Origin of the sequence: Nocardioides oceani, from assembly GCF_030412965.1 — a bacterium.
GTDB classification, from domain to species: Bacteria; Actinomycetota; Actinomycetes; order Propionibacteriales; family Nocardioidaceae; genus Nocardioides; species Nocardioides oceani.
Genome location: NZ_JAUHJQ010000001.1, coordinates 532089 through 549632 on the forward strand (window position 1 = coordinate 532089; position 17544 = coordinate 549632).

A 17544-nucleotide genomic window follows, 5' to 3' on the forward strand; every position below is an offset into this window, starting at 1 on the left:
CGTCACACCGCCTGGCCAGTGGGCGCCGCTCCCACCACGGCGAGTCGCGACCCGTCGACCCCCAGTCGTACGTCGGCGCCGAGCGCCGGCCGGCGGTCGAGCGGCGCGACCGCGTCCACCTCGCCGAGGCCGGCGACGTCCACCACCAGCCGTACCTGGGTCGGCGTGGCGCGCGCCCCGACGACGGTGCCGTGGAGGCGGCCGGCGTCGTCGAGCACGAGCGCCGAGCGGCGTACGGCGACGGCCGGGGCGGCGCGGCCGAGGACCAGCTCGGCCGCGTCGCCCTCGAGCACGCGGGCGTAGCCGAGGAACAGCGCCGTGTCCCGGTCGACCGGCGCCCGCCACACCTCGTCGATCGCCCCCTGCTGGACGACCCGGCCCGCGCGCATCACCGCGAGCCGGTCGGCGACGGTGAACGCCTCCTCGTGGTCGTGGGTGACCATCAGGGCGGTGGTGCCGGCCTCGCGCAGGATCCGGCGCAGGTCGACGGCGAGCCGCTCGCGCAGACCGGCGTCGAGGGCGGAGAGCGGCTCGTCGAGCAGCAGCAGGCGCGGCTGCACCGCGAGCGAGCGGGCGAGGGCGACCCGCTGGCGCTCGCCGCCGGAGAGGGTGCCGGGCAGCCGGTCGGCGTACCCCTCGAGCCCGACGAGCGCGAGCAGCTCCTCGACGCGGGCGGCCGCGTCGGGGGTGCGCCGCAGCCGCAGGGCGTAGCCGACGTTGCGGGCGACGGTGAGGTGGCCGAAGAGCTGGCCGTCCTGGAACATCAGCGCGAAGTCGCGCTTGTGGGTGGGGGTCCGGGAGAGGTCGGCGCCGTCCCAGGCGATCGAGCCGGTCGCCGGCTCGAGGCCCGCGACGGCACGCAGCAGCGTCGACTTGCCGCAGCCGGACGGGCCGAGCACGGCGAGCACCTGCCCGTCGGGGAGGTCGAGCCCGACGTCGCGGACCGCGGGCACGCCGTCGTAGGAGACCGAGACGTCGGTGAGGGACAGCATCAGAGGACTCCGAGGGAGGGGACGCGCAGCCGCTCGACCGCGAGCATGACGACGGCGGTCGTGGCGGCGAGGACGACGGAGGCGGCCAGCGCCATCCCGTAGTTCATCGCACCGGGGCTGCCGATGAGGCGGAAGATCACGACGGGGACGGTGGCGCGCTCGTCGCGGGCCAGGAACGCCGTGGCGCCGAACTCGCCGAGCGACGCGGCGAACGCGAAGCCGGCCGCCGCGAGCAGCGGGCGCCACACCGCCGGCAGGTCGACCGTGGCGAGGGTGCGCAGCGGTCCGGCGCCCAGCGAGGCAGCGGCCTGGCGCTGGCGGTCGTCGATCCCGCCGAGCACGGGGACGATCGTGCGGACCACGAGCGGCAGCGCGACCAGGGCCTGCGCGACCGGCACGAGCAGGGCGGAGTCGCGCAGGTCCACCGGCGGCCGGTCGAGGGTGATGAGGAACCCGAAGCCGAGGGTCACCGCCGAGACCCCGAGCGGCAGCATGAAGAACCCGTCGAGCACCGAGCGCACCCGCCGCTCGGCGGGCGTCCGGGAGCGGCGCGTCACCACGACCGCGACGACCAGCCCGAGCAGCAGCGACATCCAGGTCGCATCGACGGCGGTGCGCAGCGAGGTCACCAGCGCCTCGGTCACCGGCACGAGCAGCGCTCCCTCACCGGTCGAGCGGAGGGCGCGGTAGTTGCCCAGGCTCCAGGCGTCGCCGACCCGCAGGGAGCCGAGCACCAGGGTGAGGACCGGCGCCGCGACCAGGGCGAGCAGCAGGACGGTGGCGAGGACCTGCGGCCAGTCGGAGCGGCGTACGGCGCGGGGCCGGGCGGTCCGCCGGGCCACCGTCGGGTCGGGGACCGCCCGCAGCCGGGCGGCCAGCGCGAGCAGCACCGTGATCGCGACCAGCTGGACGACCGAGAGCGCGGCGGCGGCCTGGAGGTCGAGCAGGTTGGTGGTCAGCAGGTAGATCTCGGTCTCCACCGAGGCGTACCGCAGCCCGCCGAGGGTGAGGACCACGCCGAACGAGGTCGCGCAGAAGAGGAACACCACGCTCGCCGCCGAGACGATCGCGGGCCGCAGCGCCGGCAGCGTGACGGTGCGCAGGACCTGCAGCGGGGAGGCGCCGAGCGCGGCCGCCGCCTCCGCCGGCCGCGGGTCGAGCCCCTCCCAGGCGGCCCCCACGCTGCGGATCACCACGGCGACGTTGAAGAACGCCAGCCCCGCGACGATCGCGACCGGCGTGCCGTCGAGGCCGAGGCCGCCGAGCGGGCCCGACTCGCCCAGCAGCTGCCGGAAGGCGACGCCGACCACGACCGTGGGCAGCACGAACGGCACGAGCAGCGCCGCGCGCACGGCCCGGCGCAACGGCAGGTCCAGCCGGTGCAGGACGTACGCCGCCGGGAGCCCGAGCGCCACCGAGACCAGCGTCGCGACGGCCGAGGACCAGACGGTGAACCACACCACCCGCCCGGTCCGCGGCCGGGTCAGCACCTCGACGACCCCGCCGGGGTCGAAGCCGCCGTCGGGCCAGAAGCCGCGAGCGACCATGCCGCCGACCGGCAGCACGAAGAACACGCCGAGCACCAGCACCGGCCCGAGGGCCAGGCCGAGCAGGGCGAGCGTGCGCCTCATCGGGTGCCGGGGACCGTCACCGGGTGGTGACGTCGCTCCACTCGCGCAGCCACGCGTCGCGGTTCTCGGCGATGTCGGCCGGGTCCACGGCGTACGGCTCGTCGGGCTGCTCGGCGAAGCGCGCCCAGTCGGCGGGCAGCTCCACGTCGTCGCGGACCGGGAAGACGTACATCGACTCCGGCAGCGCCGCCTGGACCTCCGGGGTCAGCAGGAACTCCAGCAGCGCCTCGCCGCCCTCGGGGTTCGCGGCGCCCTCGAGCAGGCCGGCGTACTCCACCTGGCGGAAGCAGGTGTCGAGCAGCGCGCTGGTGGTCGTGCCGCCCTCCCCGTCGAGGGTGAAGGCCGGTGAGGAGTCGTAGGAGACGACGATCGGCCGGTCGCCCTTGCCGCCGCCCTGGGTGAAGTCGACCTGGTAGGCGTCCGACCAGCCGTCGACCAGCTTCGCGCCGTTGTCGACCAGCCGCTCCCAGTAGGCCGGCCACCCGTCGCCGTACTCCGCGACGGTCGCGAGGAGGAAGGCCAGGCCCGGCGAGCTGGTGGTGGCGCCGGGGACGACGAGGAGGTCGCGGTACGCCGGGTCGGCGAGGTCGTCGAGGTCGGCCGGCGGCTCGAGGCCCTCCCGGGCGAACCAGGTGTCGTCGACGTTGACGCACACGTTGCCGGTGTCCACGGGCACCAGGTCGTCGGCGGCGTCCCCCGTCTCGAGGTCGTACGCCGCCGCGCCGGCGGGCCGCTCGACGTCGGTGTCGGCGATCACGCCCTCCTCGAGCGCACGGGACGCGAAGGTGTTGTCGACGCCGAAGACGACGTCGCCGAGCGGGGCGTCCTCGGTCAGCACCAGCCGGTTGGTCAGCGACCCGGCGTCGCCGGCGCTGCGGACCTCGAGGCGGTAGCCGCTCTCCTCCTCGAAGGCCGCCAGCACCTCGTCGGGCAGCGTGAAGGACTCGTGGGTGACCAGGACGACCTCGGTCGGGGTGCCGCCCTCGCTCGTCGGCTCGTCGTCGTCACCCCCGCCCACGAGCGAGCAGGAGGTGACGGCGGTGGCCGTGAGGCCGACCAGGGCGGTGGACGCGAGCGCGCGCACGGATCTCATGGTGACTCCCTTCGCCGGTGCTAACCGGAGCAGGTTCGAGGGTCTGCAGCTCTTCTGCACTCTCAGCACGCTCGCGCGTGCTCCCCTGTCGTGAGAGGCCAACCTAGCGCGCGAGCACCACCGGCCCGACGGGGTGTCCGAGGCGCTGGAGCTTCTCGGGGTTGCGGACGAGGTAGATGCCGGTCACCGCGCCGTCCTCGACGAGCAGCGTGGCGACCGTGTCGAGCACGCCGTCGACGACGAACCGCAGGCCCGGGGCGCCGTTGAGGTCGACCGGCTCCATCCGGACGTCGCCCCCGCTCGGCACGACGCCGAGCAGGAAGCGCAGCACCCTGTCCCGCCCGAGGACCGGCCGCCGCGCCGCCGACCGCAGCCCGCCGCCGTCGCTGGTGAGCACGACATCGGGGGCGAGCGCCTCCACGAGCGAGGCGAGGTCTCCGGTGGCCGCCGCCGCGAGGAACCGGTCGACGACCGCCCGCTGCTCGCTCCGGCTCACGCTGACCCGGGGCCGTCGGGCCTCGACGTGGCCACGCGCCCGGTGCGCGACCTGGCGCACCGCCGCCGGTGACCGGTCCACGGCGGCCGCGATCTCGTCGTACGGCACGTCGAAGACCTCGCGCAGCACGAACACGGCCCGCTCGGTCGGCGTCAGCGTCTCCAGCACCAGCAGCATCGCGGTCGACACGCTGTCGGCCAGCTCGACGTCCTCGGCGACGTCCGGGACGGTCAGCAGCGGCTCCGGCAGCCACGGCCCGACGTAGGACTCCCGGCGCCGCGCCAGCGCGCGGAGCCGGTTGAGGCCCTGCCGGGTCACGACGCGGACGAGGTAGGCGCGCGGGTCGTGGACCTCGGCGAGGTCGACCTCCGCCCAGCGCAACCACGACTCCTGCACGACGTCCTCCGCGTCCGCGGCCGACCCGAGGAGCTCGTAGGCGACGGTGAAGAGGAGGTTGCGGTACGTCGCGAAGAGCTCGGCATGGGACTGGCCGTGGGACTGGGCGGGGGTCACCTGCGGACCGTAGCCAGCGGCGGTCCGGGAGTGCGCCCGGGCGTGCGTTCGGGCACCCCGGCGACCGTGCTGGCGCGACGTGTGAGAGTTGCGCCGTGCCGTCCCCGACCCACCAGGCCCTCGCCTGGGCCCTCCCCCGGCTGCGCCGCTCCCGCGACCTCGACTCGCCCGAGGCCGAGCGCGCGCGGCTCGAGCAGTGGCACCTCGGCACCGTCGGGCAGCCGCTGCCGACCAACGCCGTCACGCGGTTCGAGCGGCGCTTCTCGGTGGTGCGCGAGGAGGTGCCCGCCGCGGCCGGGTCGTTCCCGTCGTACACCCTCACCGCGCGGGGCACGTCGCCGACGCGGACCGTGGTCTACGTGCACGGCGGCGGGTACACCGCCGGCATCGACCCCTTCCACGTGCGGTACGCCGCGCGGCTGGCCTCGCGGCTCGGGGTGCGGGTCGTCGTCCCGGACTACCCCGTCGCGCCCGAGCACACCTGGCGCGACTCCCACGACGCGCTCGTCGACCTCGTCGCCTCGTGGGGCGAGCGCTCCCCCGGCGGGACCGTGCTCGCCGGCGACTCCGCCGGCGGCGGGCTGGCGCTCGCGCTGGCCCTCTCGCTGCGCGACCGCGGGCTGGCGCAGCCCGACCGGCTCCTCCTGCACGCGCCGTGGGTCGACCTGAGCACGAGCACGCCGGAGACCGAGGCGTACGACGCCGTCGACCCGTGGCTGTTCCTCGGCAAGCTCCGCGCGTACGCGCTGTGGTGGGCCGGCTCGCCCGAGGACCTGGTGCGCCCGGAGGTCTCGCCCGCGCTGGGCGACCTGGCCGGCCTGCCCCCGGCGCTGGTCTTCCAGGGGACGCGCGACCTGCTCACGCCGGGCACCCGGCTGCTCGTCCGGCGCGCCCGCGAGGCCGGCTGGGCGCTGACCTACGTGGAGGAGCCGGACCTGCTCCACGTCTACCCGCTGCTGCCGCTCGTGCCCGAGGCCCGGCGCGCGTGGCGGCGTACCGAGGAGTTCCTGGCGGTGCCCCGATGACCGTCCGCGCCGTCTCCGTCCCCTTCTCCGCGCTCTCGGCCCTCGACGTCTACGCCGTCGCGCGGCTGCGGCAGCAGGTGTTCGTCGTCGAGCAGGCGTGCCCCTACCCCGACCTCGACGGCCGTGACCTCGAGGACGGCACCCGGCACGTGCTGCTGCTCGACGACTCCGCCAGCTCCGGGCTGCTCGGCTACGCGCGGGTGCTCGACGACGGCGACGTGTGGCGGATCGGCCGGGTGCTGCTCGATCCCTCCGCCCGCGGCCGCGGGCTGGCCGACGTGGTCATGCGCACCGCGCTCTCGACCTGCCCCGGGCGCGACGTCGTGCTCGACGCCCAGTCCCCCCTCGCCCGCTGGTACGCCACCTTCGGCTTCGTCGGCGACGGCCCGGAGTTCGTCGAGGACGGCATCCCGCACCTGCCGATGCGCCTGCGGGTGTGACTGCTGGGGCCGGAGTGGCGGACGTGTCGACCAGCATCCCAGGTTAACTTGGGACCTTGACGCTTCCCTGCCATCGCAATGGCCGCGAAGCGTCAACATCCCACGTTTACTTGGGATGTCGAGCCCCCTCAGACCGCCGCGAACACGACCCCATCGGAGGCGTCGGCGCGGGAGGCGCGGCCGCGGGCGACGAGCAGCTCGAGGTGGGCCTTGGTCTCCATGGCGGCCATGCCGCGGCTGAAGACGTCCAGCGTCTCGTAGGGGTGCTCGTGGCGGGTCCAGCCGAGGTGGCCGGCGACCTGGTGGGCGGTGAGCGGGCCGGAGGAGAGGGCGGCCAGCGAGTCGGCGAGGCGGGTCTCGTGGTGGGCGAGCAGCTCGTCGACACGGGCGTGCGAGGACGGCGCGACCGGGCCGTGGGCGGGCAGGACCTGCAGGTCGGGGAGCGAGCGGACCTTGGTCAGCGAGGCCATGAAGTCACCCAGCGGCTGGTCGTCCATCGGCATGGTGAAGCCGATGGACGGAGTGATCGTCGGGAGCACGTGGTCGCCGGCGAAGAGCAGGCCGGCGTCGCGCTCGGCGTACACGTAGTGCCCGGGGGTGTGGCCGGGGGTGTGCACGGCGTCGATGGTGCGGGGGCCGACCGCGATCCGGATGTCGCCGTCGAGCCAGGTGTCGGCGAACGCCCAGTGCGTCGGGTCGGGCAGCGAGGCCTCGTCGGACTCCTGGCCGGGGCTGTTCCACTCCGCGGCCAGCTCGGCGGCGCCGGCGGTGCGCAGGGCGCCGGCGAAGGGGTTCTCGGTCATCGAGGCGGCGTCCTGCATGAGCTCCAGCGCCGGGCGGTCGCCGACGCCGAGGGCGACGTCGACGCCGAGCTCGGTGCCGAGCACCCGGGCGAGCGTGTAGTGGTCGCGGTGGACGTGGGTGACGAGGAACCGGCGGATGTCGCCGAAGCCCGCGCCGATCTGCCCCAGGCACCGGTCGAGCAGGTCACGCGCCTGCGGGATCGCCCACCCGCCGTCGACCAGCGTCAGCCCGTCGTCGGCCACGACGACGTACACGTTGATCGCCTTGAGCCCGTCCATCGGCAGCGGCAGCGGGATCCGGTGGATCCCCTCGGCGACCTGCCAGGCGCCCTCGGCCGTCCAGTGCTCGCCGGAGTCGGGCGAGACGGCGTGGGCGGTCGAGGTGCTGGAGGTGGTCACCGGCCGGACTCTACGGTCGGGATCACCCGGAGAGGTCGGGCAGTCCCAGTTCCAGGTTCGGCGCCTGGATGCCCCCGTCGACCTCGAGCAGCTTGCCGGTGACGTACTGCCCGGCGCGCGAGCTGAGGTAGACCACCGCGGCTGCGATGTCCTCGGCCTCGCCCACCCGGCCGAGCGGCGTCTTGGTCTCCAGCTGGTCCATCATCTCGGGCACGCCGGCGACGAACTCCAGCGCGCTGGTCATCACCGACCCGACGTAGATCCCGTTGACCCGGATGCTCGGCGCGAGGTCGGTCGCCGCCAGCCGCGCCCAGTGCGCGAGGGCGGCCTTGGCCGTGCCGTACGCAAGGTAGCCACGGCCCGCGGACCGACCCATCATCGAGCTGATGCAGGTGATCGACTTCTGCCCCTCGGGGCCCTTCAGCATCAACGGGACGGCCGCCACGCTGAGCGCGTGGGCGGTGGTGACGTTGAAGTGGAACGCCTCCTCCAGGTAGTCCGGCGTCGTGTCGAGGAAGGCGTTCGGGATGGTGCCGCCGACGTTGTTGACGACCGTGTCGAGCCGGCCGAAGGCGTCGTACGCCGCGTGCGCGAGGCCGGCGACGGCGTCGAGGTCGCTGAGGTCGGCAGGTACGACGACGGCTCGGCGACCGGCGGCGCGGACCCGCTCGGCGACCCCCTCGAGCTGGCCGGCCGTGCGCGCGGAGATGACCACGTCCGAGCCGGACTCGGCCAGCGCGACGGCCGTGGCGGCGCCGATCCCGCGGCCGGCGCCGGTGACGACCGCGACCTGGTCGGTGGTGGTGAACCGGTCGAGGATGCTCATCGGCCGGCCTGCCCGTGGGTGCCGGTGACGAGGCCGCGGCCGGTGACCAGCGGCAGGTCGACGGCGCGCACGATGCCCGGCTCGGCGGCGACGACCGCGGGCAGCGCGTTCACGATCCGCTGGGCGGTGGTGATCATGCCGCTGACGTTGTGGTCCCCGTGCTCGCCGTGGTGGAGGAAGTCGACCTGCATCATCGGCTCGCCGGTGATCCGCACCCGGTAGCAGCCGTCCGTCCCGGCCGGCGGGCGCTCCCAGTCGTCGTGCTCGCTGGCATCGGTGCGGGTGACGTGCTCCAGCACCACGCGGGGTACGCCGTCGACCTTGCCGACCACCTGGAACCGCACCGCCCCGAGGGTCCCCGCCGCGATGTCGCCGGAGACCGAGCGGGTGTCCCGCGCGGCGGGCCGGCGATCGACCTCCTCGGTCAGCGGCTCGTCGAGCGTCACGTCGAGCGCGGCGGCGATCTGCCGGACGACGCTGCCCCAGGCCATCGTGAGGATGCCGGGGTGCCAGAGCATGCCGAGCTCGTCCATCGGCTTGCCGAAGCCGAACATCTCCCCCATCACCACCGGCTGGTAGTAGGTCGAGTAGTCGCAGACCTCCATCACCCGCACCTCGTCGATGCGCTGGGACAGGCTGGTGAGCACCAGCGGCAGCACGTCGTTGGCGAAGCCCGGGTCGATGCCGTTGACGTGCAGGCTGGCCCCGCCGCGGCGGCAGGCCTGCTCGATGCGGTCGATCATCTCCGGCGGCAGGATCCCCTCGGGCCACTGGAGCAGCACCGGGCCGCTGCTCGTCACGTTGATCCCGGCCTCGACGAACCCGATCAGGTCCTCGATGCACTCGAAGACGCGGTCGTCGGCCATCGCGGTGTGCACGATCGCGTCGGGCGCCAGCGCGATGAGCGCGTCGCGGTCGGTCGTCGCGAGGATGCCGAGCTCGCGGCCCAGCTCCGCCAGCTCGCCGGCGTCCCGGCCGTCCTTGGCCGGGTTGGACACCCAGACGCCGACCAGCTCGAGGTCCGGGTGGGCGTCGATGCCGGCGATGGCGTGCCGGCCGATGGTGCCCGTCGACCAGACGACCACGCGCAGGGGCTTCTCGGGGATGACCTGTGACATGGCGCACAACCTAGAACACGTTCTAGAAATGCGGAAGAGCCGCGGGGTCGGCCGCATGTAACGACCTGTTCACTGCTCTGCATGCACGCTGCAGCGTGCATGCAGAGCGGCGAACGTCGCGTTACAAGGCCGGGACGGGGTCGGCGTCAGGCGGGCGCAGGAGCGCCGGAGATCTCCAGGGCGACCGGGCAGCGGGTGCCGCCGTCGGCGTAGATGGTCGGCATGCAGCGGTTGCAGTGGATGCAGACGCCCTCGACGGCGCGACCGGCCTGCATGCGCGCGAGCAGGTCGGGCTCGCGGAGGAGGGCACGGCCCATGGCGACGTGCTCGAAGCCGTCGGCCATCGCCTGCTGCATGGTCTCGAGCCGGTTGACGCCGCCGAGGAACATCAGCGGCATCGACAGGGCCTCGCGGAACTGCAGCGCCTTGTCGCGGAAGTAGCCCTCGTGGAACTCGTAGGACTTCATGAACGACCGCCCCACCGGCGTGCGCATGCCGAGCCGGACCGGCAGCGGCATGGCGGCGGCGAACTCCGCGACGGGGGTGCCGCCGCGGAACAGGTACATGGGGTTCATCAGCGAGCTGCCGCCGGAGAGCTGCAGCGCGTCGAGGTTGCCGTCGGCCTCGAGCAGGCGGGCGACCTCGAGGCCGGTCTCGGTGGTGACGCCGCCCTTGAAGCCGTCGGAGGTCGACACCTTCGCGGTCACGGCGACCTCGTCGCCGACCTCGTCGCGGACGGCCCGGGCGACCTGGCGGGCGAGCCGGGCGCGGTTCTCCAGCGAGCCGCCCCACCGGTCCTTGCGGCGGTTGAGGCCGGGTGCGAGGAAGGAGGAGATGAGGTAGCTGTGCGCCATGTGCAGCTCGAGCACGTCGAAGCCGGCCCGCACGAGCAGGCGCGCGGCGGCGACGTACGCCTTGGTCACGCGGGTGAGGTCGGCCTCGGTGGCGGAGCGGATCATCTGCATCGACAGCGGGCTCGGCATGCCGCTGGCGGCGATCGCCCTGACGCCGTTGGAGCGACCGTTGGCGACCGGGCCGGCGTGGCCGACCTGGCCGGCGATCGCAGCGCCCTCGGCGTGGACGGCGTCGGCGAGGCGGGCGAGCCCGGCGAGGGTGTCCTCGCCGACGACGATCACCTCGCGGTGGGTCCGGCCCTCGGGCGCGACGGCGAGGTAGGCCACGGTGGTCAGCGCGACGCCGCCGCGGACCGGGCCGAGGTGGTAGTCGATGAGCTCGTCGGTCACCTGGCCGTGCGGCGTGCGGCCCTCGAACGTCGCCGCCTTGACCGTGCGGTTGCGCAGGCGGACCGGGCCGAGGGTGATGGGCGAGAAGACGTCGGGAACAGCCACGGCCGGAACTGTAACGCGTTCTACTTCGCCGACCGGCAGGATCGACCCGTGACGGTGGTCGAGCGGCTGCGGGCGGCGGGGTGCGTCTTCGCCGAGGAGGAGGCCGCGGTGCTGCGCGGGGCGGCGCTCGACGCCGACGACCTGGAGCGGCTCGTCGCCGCCCGGGTGGCGGGGACACCGCTGGAGCAGGTCGTCGGCTGGGCGGAGTTCTGCGGCCTGCGCGTGGTGGTGGAGCCGGGCGTCTTCGTGCCCCGGCGGCGTACGACGCTGCTGGTGCGGCTCGCCCTCGAGCGGCTGGCCGGGCGCGGCCCCGGCGCGGTGGTCGTCGACCTGTGCTGCGGCTCCGGCGCGGTGGCGGCCGCCGTCCGGGCGGGCCGCGCCGACGCCGAGGTGCACGCGGCTGACGTCGACCCCGCGGCCGTCGCGTGCGCCCGGCGCAACCTGCCCGCGGGCGCGGTCCACGAGGGCGACCTCCTCGACGCGCTGCCGCGCCGCCTGCTCGGCCGGGTCGACGTGCTCGTGGCCAACGCGCCGTACGTCCCGACCGGCGACGTCGCCCTGATGCCGCCCGAGGCGCGCGACCACGAGCACCGGGTCGCCCTCGACGGCGGCGCCGACGGCCTCGACATCCAGCGGCGGCTGGCGGTCACCGTCGCGCCCTGGTTGGCGAGCGGCGCGACCGTCGTCGTGGAGACCGGCCGGCACCAGGCCGATCGGACCGCGGCGCTGTTCCACGACGCCGGGCTGGCCACCACCGTGGTCGAGGACGACGAGGTCGACGGCTGTGCGGTCCTCGCGACCGCCGGGGATACCGTCACCGCATGACCGGCACCCCCGCGGAGCGCCCCCTCGAGGAGGGCGTGCGCACCGACTTTCACGGCGCGATGAGCTACGGCCGCTACCTCGACCTGGACCGCCTGCTCTCCGCCCAGCACCCCCGCAGCGTGCCGGAGCACCACGACGAGATGCTCTTCATCGTCCAGCACCAGACCTCCGAGCTGTGGCTCAAGCTCGTCCTCCACGAGCTGCGCGAGGCCCGCGCGCTCCTGGACGCCGACCGGCTGGAGCCGGCGCTGAAGTGCCTGGCCCGGGTCAAGGCGATCCAGCGCACGCTCATCCAGCAGTGGTCGGTGCTCGCGACGCTGACGCCGCGGGAGTACGCCGAGTTCCGCGGCGCGCTGGGCAGCAGCTCGGGGTTCCAGTCCCACCAGTACCGCGCCGTCGAGTTCGTCCTCGGCAACAAGTCCGCCGCCATGCTCACGGTCTTCGAGTCCGAGCCCGAGGCGCACGCCCTGCTGGCCGAGCTCCTCGAGGAGCCGACGCTCTACGACGCCTTCCTGCGGCTGCTCGCCCGGCGCGGCCTCGACGTCCCGGCCGACGTCCTCGAGCGCGACGTGCGCGAGCCGTGGGCGTTCCGCGAGGACCTGGTCCCGGTCTTCCGCCGGGTCTACGAGGAGCGCGACCTGCCCTGGGGGCTCTACGAGGCCTGCGAGGACCTGGTCGACCTCGAGGACAACCTCCAGGAGTGGCGCTTCCGCCACCTGCGCACCGTCCAGCGCACGATCGGCTTCCAGCGCGGCACCGGCGGCTCCTCGGGCGTCGGGTTCCTGCGCAAGGCACTCGACCTCACGTTCTTCCCCGAGCTGTACGCCGTGCGCGGCGAGGTCCGCGCGTGAGCGGCCGGCCCGCCGGGACCCGCCCGTCGTCGGCCGAGCTGGACGCGCGCGACCCGCTGGCGGCGTACCGCTCGCGCTTCCTCGGGGCCGACGACCCCGCCGTCGTGGCCTACCTCGACGGGAACTCCCTGGGCCGGCCGGTCGCGACCGTGCCGGCGCGGCTGGCGGAGTTCGTCGAGGGCGCCTGGGGCGACCGGCTGATCCGCAGCTGGGACGAGTCGTGGATGGACGAGCCGACGCGGGTCGGCGACCGGCTCGGCCGGGTCGTCCTCGGGGCCGCGCCCGGCCAGGTCGTCGTCGGCGACTCGACGTCGGTGCTGCTCTACAAGCTGCTGCGCGCCGCGGCCGCCGCCCGGCCCGACCGCCGCGAGGTGGTCGTGGACCGCGACAACTTCCCGACCGACCGCTACCTCCTCGAGGGCGTCGCCGGCGAGTGCGGCCTCACCGTGCGGTGGGTCGAGGCCGACCCCGACGGCGGCGTCACCGCGGACGACCTCGCGCCGGCGCTCGGACCGGACACGGCGTTCGTGCTGCTCAGCCATGTCGCGTTCCGCTCCGGTCACGTCGCGGACGGCGCGGCGCTCACCGCGCTGGTGCACGACGCCGGCGCGCTGGTGGTCTGGGACCTCAGCCACTCGGCGGGCTCGGTCGAGGTGGCGCTCGACGCGTGGGGCGCGGACCTCGCGGTGGGCTGCACCTACAAGTACCTCAACGGCGGTCCCGGCTCCCCCGCCTTCGCCTACGTCCGCGCCGACCTGCTGCCCGACCTCCAGCAGCCGCTGTGGGGCTGGATGGGCCACGCCGACCCGTTCGCGATGGGGCCGGGCTACGAGCCGGCGCCGGGCATCCGCCGGATGCTCACCGGCACGCCGCCGGTGCTCGCGATGCAGCCGCTCCAGGCGATGCTCGACCTGATCGAGGAGGCCGGCATGGCGGCGGTCCGCGCGAAGGCCATGGCGCTCACCGAGCACGCCGTCGCGCTCGCCGACGAGCGGCTGGCGACGTACGACGTCCGGCTGGCGAGCCCGCGCGACCCGGCCCAGCGCGGGGCGCACGTGATGCTCGAGCACCCGGCGTTCCGCGAGGTGACCGCCCTGCTGTGGCAGCGGGGCGTCGTGCCCGACTTCCGCCCGCCGGCCGGGCTGCGGGTCGGGCTGTCCCCGCTCAGCACGAGCTTCGCCGAGGTCGAGCGCGGCGTCGACGCGGTGGCCGACGCGCTCGCGGAGATCACTGCTTCGTCGGGTCGTGGCCCCAGTTCATGAGGGAGTAGCGCCAGTCGCTGTGCTCGACGTCCTTGTCAGGCCCCTGCGCCAGGTGGCGGTGGACGTAGCCGACCACCTTGCGCATGTGGGCGACGTCGTCCTCGGACAGGTCGCCCTTGTTGGTGCGCAGGATCTCGACGATGCGCCTCCCCGACCGGTGGCCGGTCGACTCGCCGCTGCCGCCGGCCTTCTGCCCGACCGCCTGGGACTCGTCGGTGTCGAGCCACTTCTCGACCTCGGCGGCGGTCATGTTGACCGCCTCCTTCCAGTCGTCCCAGACCTCGTCGAGCCCGTCCGCGGTCATCGCAGGACCTCCACCAGCGGGGCGCGGGTGTCGCCGAAGTCGGCGTCGTCGTCGCCGGCCTGGCTGTCCACGCCGAGACACACGAGCAGCACCGCGCCGATGAGGGCGACCGCCGAGATGCCGTGCATCGCCATCGCGACGGTCGGGATCCGGTCCTCGACGGTCGGCTCGGCGTCCTTGCGGCCCTTGAGGGTGCGGACCACGAGGATGTCGCCGATGGCGGCGCCGAGGACCAGCACGACCAGCGTCGTCCAGGCCAGCGACTGCTGGCCGGCCGCGAGGTAGGCGATCCACAGCAGCAGCGCACTCAGCCCGAAGAGCGGGTGCACGAACAGCGCCAGCGGCGGCAGCTTGCTCGTCAGCTGCCCCGGCTCGGCCTCCGCCCGCGACCGGGCCGCGCCGAGGGTGAAGCTGAACATGTAGGCGCCGCCGAACGCGGTCACCACCCACAGCCCGAGCACTGCCTGTGCCATGCGTGTCCTCCTGGAGCCGTCGATCTCGTCCCCCTCGCGGTGCCCACCCGGCGCGCCCGCACACGCCCGGCGTACTGACCCGGCGCCGCGCGGGTACTCCCGGAGCACCACCTGCACGACCCCCGCACCACACATCGAGGAGCCCCCATGGACGCCACCCACACCGGAGCAACCGGACCGTCGAAGGCCGTGCCGTTCCTGCGCACCGCCGCGCTCGTCTACGGAGCGGTCTTCGTGCTCGTCGGCATCGCCGGCTTCATCCCCGGGATCACCACGAACTACGACCACCTCGAGTTCGCCGGCCACGAGAGCCACGCCGAGCTGCTCGGGATCTTCCAGGTCTCGATCCTGCACAACATCGTCCACCTGCTCTTCGGCGTCGTCGGCCTGGCCGTGGCCCGCAAGGCCACCGCCTCGGCGGCGTACCTCGTCGGCGGCGGCTTCGTCTACCTGCTGCTCTGGGTCTACGGCCTGGCCGTCGGCCACGGCAGCGACGCCAACTTCGTGCCGCTCAACACCGCCGACAACTGGCTGCACCTCGCCCTGGCTCTCACCATGCTGGCCCTCGGGTTCGCGGGCTACCGCGCGCTGCGCGGCCCCGTCGGCGGCCAGTACCCCGCCTGACCACCGGCCCGGCCGCCCCACCACCCGCCTCGTGATGCCCACCGTGCGCCCTGCCGCACCCTGGGCATCACGAGGCGGCGTGCGTCGGGGCCCGGCATCGGGCCTAGCGTCGTCCCCGTGACCACCGACGTGCCCCCGACCGAGCAGGTCCTCGACCTCGGCAGCGACGACCTCCGCCTGGGCCTCGCCCCGCTGGGCGCCCGGGTCCACCGGCTCCGCGCCCGCGACGGCGACGGCACCTGGCGCGACGTGGTCCTGGGCCTGCCGAGGGTGGCCGACAACCTCGACGACGACGCCTACCTCGGGGCGTCGGTCGGGCGCTACGCCAACCGGATCGCCCGCGGCGAGCTCGTCGTCGACGGCGCGACCCACGCCCTGCCGACCAACGACCGCGGCCACACCCTGCACGGCGGCCCCGACGGGTTCGACCGGCGCACCTGGACCGTCGTCGAGGCGGGCGAGCGGTCCGCGGAGCTGGAGCTGGTCAGCCCGGACGGCGACCAGGGGTTCCCCGGCACCGTGACGGTGCGGGCGCGCTTCGAGGTCACCGGCCGCACGCTGCGCACGTCGTACGCCGCCACGACGGACGCGCCGACCGTGGTCTCGCTGACCAGCCACGCCTACTACCGGCTGGGCGGGCAGACCGCGGCCGACCACGAGCTGATCCTCCACGCCGACGCCTACCTCCCCGTCGAGGACGGCGTGCCGACCGGCGAGGTCGCCGACGTGACCGGCACCCGCTTCGACCTGCGGGCCGGCGGCCCGCCGGGCGACCTCGACCACCCCTTCGTGGTGCGCGGCTGCGAGACCGGCTGGACCCCGGGCGGCCCGCTGCGGGAGGTGGCGCGGCTGCGGGCCCACGGCCTGCGCCTGACGATCGCGGCCGACCAGCCCGGCGTGCAGGTCTACACCGGCGGGCTCTTCGACGGCCGGTTCCACCCCCGGTTCGCCGGGGTGGCGATCGAGCCGCAGCTCCACCCCGACAGCCCCCACCACGAGGGCGAGGCGGGCTGGCCCTCGGCCGTGCTGCGCCCGGGCGGGACGTACCGGTGGACCTCCGAGGTGACCGTCGACGTCGATCCGGCCGGGCCCCGTTGACTTTAGTTCGAGTGTCGTACTTAATAGCGGGGTGACCCTCGTCCTCGGCGTCGACACCTCGACGCAGTCCACCAAGGTGCTGCTCGTCGACGCTGCCGACGGCACCGTCGTCGCCCACCGGTCCGTGCCCCACCCGCCCGGCACCGAGGTCGACCCCCGCGCCTGGCTGGCCGCCCACGACGAGGCGGTCGCGGGCCTCGGCGCGGCCGCCGCCGGTGCCGCCGCGGTGGCGGTCGGCGGCCAGCAGCACGGCATGGTCGCCCTCGACGGGGGCGGGGAGCCGGTCCGCGACGCGCTGCTGTGGAACGACACCCGCTCCGCCTCGTCGGCCACGGAGCTCATCGCCGAGATGGGCGGTCCCCAGGCCTGCGCGGACGCGATCGGCAGCGTCCTCGTCGCGTCGTTCACCTCCACCAAGCTGCGCTGGCTGCGCGACCACGAGCCCGAGAACGCCGCGCGCGTCGCGCAGGTGCTGCTCCCCCACGACTACCTCTCCGGCCACCTCGCCGCACCGGGCACCGAGCCGTTCACCGACCGCGGCGACGCCTCCGGCACCGGCTACTTCGCGACCGCCGAGGGCCACTGGCGGCCCGACCTGGCGGAGGCCGCGCTCGGTCGCCCGTTCGCACTGCCCCGCGTCGTCGCACCGGGCACGGCGGCCGGCGAGACCGCGACCGGCGCCGTGCTCGCCGGCGGCACCGGGGACAACGCGGCCGCCGCGCTCGGCCTCGGCCTCGAGACCGGTGACGTGCTGATCTCGATCGGCACGTCCGGCGTGGCCTGCGCGGTCAGCCCGGTCCCGGTGGCGGACGGCAGCGGTGCGGTGGCCGGGTTCGCCGACGCCCACGACGGCTTCCTCCCCCTCGTCGCGACCGTCAACGCCGCGCAGATCCTGGACCTCCAGGCTCGGTGGCTCGGCGTCGACCATGCCGAGCTCGCGAACCTCGCCCTCGCGGCGCCGGCCGGCGCGAACGGCATCACGCTGGTGCCCTACTACGGCGGCGAGCGCACCCCGAACCGTCCCGACGCCACCGGCACCTGGGCCGGCCTCACCCCGCGCACCAGCCGCGAGGACCTCGCCCGCGCCGCCTTCGAGGCACTGCTGTGCTCGCTGGCCGACGCCGTCGACCACCTCGTCGCCGCCATGGGCCAGCAGCCCCGCCGCATCCTGATGGTCGGCGGCGCCACCCGCTCGCCCGCCGTCCGCGCGCTCGCCCCGGCCGTGCTGGGCCGCCCGGTCACGCTCCCGCCGGCCGGGGAGTACGTCGCCCTCGGCGCCGCCCGGCAGGCCGCCTGGGCCCTCGCCGGCACCGACGCGCCGCCCACCTGGCCGCTGCCCGGCACGCAGCTGCTCGAGGCCGACCCGACCCCCGACGTACGCGCCCGCTACGCCGCCCTGCGCGACCGCTCCTGACCACCCCT

Annotated in this window: 18 protein-coding genes and 1 riboswitch; of the genes, 8 read left to right on the forward strand and 10 right to left on the reverse strand. The window is 74.8% G+C overall.

Annotated elements, in window-relative coordinates; all coding sequences use genetic code 11:
- Positions 1-2: 2 nt before the first annotated feature.
- The 4 genes from QWY28_RS02610 to QWY28_RS02625 all read right to left on the reverse strand — a co-directional run bounded on the left by QWY28_RS02610 (position 3) and on the right by QWY28_RS02625 (position 4725).
- The gene (locus QWY28_RS02610; protein ID WP_300950740.1) at positions 3-992 is read right to left on the reverse strand and encodes an ABC transporter ATP-binding protein; all 990 of its coding nucleotides are present in this window, start codon (positions 990-992) and stop codon (positions 3-5) included.
- Positions 992-2623, reverse strand: coding sequence for an ABC transporter permease (locus QWY28_RS02615; protein ID WP_300950741.1), 1632 nt, complete (start codon positions 2621-2623; stop codon positions 992-994). The genes QWY28_RS02610 and QWY28_RS02615 overlap by 1 nt, the downstream gene beginning before the upstream one ends.
- Positions 2624-2639: 16 nt before the next feature.
- Complete coding sequence (locus QWY28_RS02620; RefSeq protein ID WP_300950742.1) at positions 2640-3716, reverse strand: thiamine ABC transporter substrate-binding protein; 1077 nt, start codon at positions 3714-3716, stop codon at positions 2640-2642.
- Positions 3706-3813, reverse strand: a riboswitch (TPP riboswitch). (Overlaps the previous gene by 11 nt.)
- A gap of 6 nt (positions 3814-3819) precedes the next feature.
- Positions 3820-4725 (reverse strand): RNA polymerase sigma-70 factor, encoded by a 906-nt coding sequence (locus tag QWY28_RS02625; protein ID WP_300950743.1) that lies wholly within the window; start codon positions 4723-4725, stop codon positions 3820-3822.
- Between the two features lie 95 nt (positions 4726-4820).
- Between QWY28_RS02625 and QWY28_RS02630 the strand changes: the two genes are divergently transcribed.
- Positions 4821-5750 carry an alpha/beta hydrolase gene (locus QWY28_RS02630; RefSeq protein ID WP_300950744.1) on the forward strand — a complete coding sequence of 310 codons (930 nt, stop codon included), beginning with the start codon at positions 4821-4823 and terminating at the stop codon, positions 5748-5750.
- Positions 5747-6190 (forward strand): GNAT family N-acetyltransferase, encoded by a 444-nt coding sequence (locus tag QWY28_RS02635; protein ID WP_300950745.1) that lies wholly within the window; start codon positions 5747-5749, stop codon positions 6188-6190. The genes QWY28_RS02630 and QWY28_RS02635 overlap by 4 nt, the downstream gene beginning before the upstream one ends.
- A 128-nt stretch (positions 6191-6318) precedes the next feature.
- Here QWY28_RS02635 and QWY28_RS02640 read toward each other — a convergent pair whose 3' ends face one another.
- From QWY28_RS02640 to QWY28_RS02655, 4 genes are all read right to left on the reverse strand, one after another.
- Complete coding sequence (locus QWY28_RS02640; protein ID WP_300950746.1) at positions 6319-7392, reverse strand: MBL fold metallo-hydrolase; 1074 nt, start codon at positions 7390-7392, stop codon at positions 6319-6321.
- A 22-nt stretch (positions 7393-7414) separates the two neighbouring features.
- The gene (locus QWY28_RS02645; RefSeq protein WP_300950747.1) at positions 7415-8218 is read right to left on the reverse strand and encodes an SDR family oxidoreductase; all 804 of its coding nucleotides are present in this window, start codon (positions 8216-8218) and stop codon (positions 7415-7417) included.
- A complete protein-coding gene (locus tag QWY28_RS02650) occupies positions 8215-9336 on the reverse strand; it encodes an NAD(P)H-dependent amine dehydrogenase family protein (protein ID WP_300950748.1) in 1122 nt (373 codons plus the stop codon). Before QWY28_RS02650 ends, QWY28_RS02645 begins: the two co-directional genes overlap by 4 nt.
- A gap of 146 nt (positions 9337-9482) precedes the next feature.
- The gene (locus tag QWY28_RS02655) at positions 9483-10685 is read right to left on the reverse strand and encodes an oxidoreductase (protein ID WP_300950749.1); all 1203 of its coding nucleotides are present in this window, start codon (positions 10683-10685) and stop codon (positions 9483-9485) included.
- Between the two features lie 48 nt (positions 10686-10733).
- Here QWY28_RS02655 and QWY28_RS02660 point away from each other — a divergent pair, with 48 nt between their 5' ends.
- From QWY28_RS02660 to QWY28_RS02670, 3 genes are read left to right on the forward strand one after another with little or no spacing between them, the layout of a single operon-like run.
- On the forward strand, positions 10734-11510 hold the full coding sequence (locus QWY28_RS02660; RefSeq protein ID WP_300950750.1) for a putative protein N(5)-glutamine methyltransferase: 777 nt from the start codon (positions 10734-10736) through the stop codon (positions 11508-11510).
- Positions 11507-12361 (forward strand): tryptophan 2,3-dioxygenase, encoded by an 855-nt coding sequence (kynA, locus tag QWY28_RS02665; protein ID WP_300950751.1) that lies wholly within the window; start codon positions 11507-11509, stop codon positions 12359-12361. The genes QWY28_RS02660 and kynA overlap by 4 nt, the downstream gene beginning before the upstream one ends.
- Positions 12358-13623 (forward strand): kynureninase, encoded by a 1266-nt coding sequence (locus QWY28_RS02670; protein ID WP_300950752.1) that lies wholly within the window; start codon positions 12358-12360, stop codon positions 13621-13623. Before kynA ends, QWY28_RS02670 begins: the two co-directional genes overlap by 4 nt.
- Here QWY28_RS02670 and QWY28_RS02675 read toward each other — a convergent pair.
- Both QWY28_RS02675 and QWY28_RS02680 read right to left on the reverse strand, forming a co-directional pair.
- Complete coding sequence (locus QWY28_RS02675) at positions 13589-13927, reverse strand: DUF3140 domain-containing protein (protein WP_300950753.1); 339 nt, start codon at positions 13925-13927, stop codon at positions 13589-13591. The genes QWY28_RS02670 and QWY28_RS02675 overlap by 35 nt on opposite strands.
- Positions 13924-14400, reverse strand: a complete 477-nt coding sequence (locus QWY28_RS02680) for a hypothetical protein (RefSeq protein ID WP_300950754.1) — start codon at positions 14398-14400, stop codon at positions 13924-13926. Before QWY28_RS02680 ends, QWY28_RS02675 begins: the two co-directional genes overlap by 4 nt.
- A gap of 147 nt (positions 14401-14547) precedes the next feature.
- Here QWY28_RS02680 and QWY28_RS02685 point away from each other — a divergent pair, with 147 nt between their 5' ends.
- From QWY28_RS02685 to xylB, 3 genes are all read left to right on the forward strand, one after another.
- Positions 14548-15024: a DUF4383 domain-containing protein gene (locus QWY28_RS02685; RefSeq protein ID WP_300950755.1), complete on the forward strand. Its 477-nt coding sequence runs from the start codon at positions 14548-14550 to the stop codon at positions 15022-15024.
- Between the two features lie 117 nt (positions 15025-15141).
- Positions 15142-16122 (forward strand): aldose epimerase family protein, encoded by a 981-nt coding sequence (locus QWY28_RS02690; protein ID WP_300950756.1) that lies wholly within the window; start codon positions 15142-15144, stop codon positions 16120-16122.
- 31 nt (positions 16123-16153) lie between these two features.
- Positions 16154-17536, forward strand: a complete 1383-nt coding sequence (gene xylB / locus QWY28_RS02695; RefSeq protein ID WP_300950757.1) for a xylulokinase — start codon at positions 16154-16156, stop codon at positions 17534-17536.
- Positions 17537-17544 lie beyond the last annotated feature (8 nt).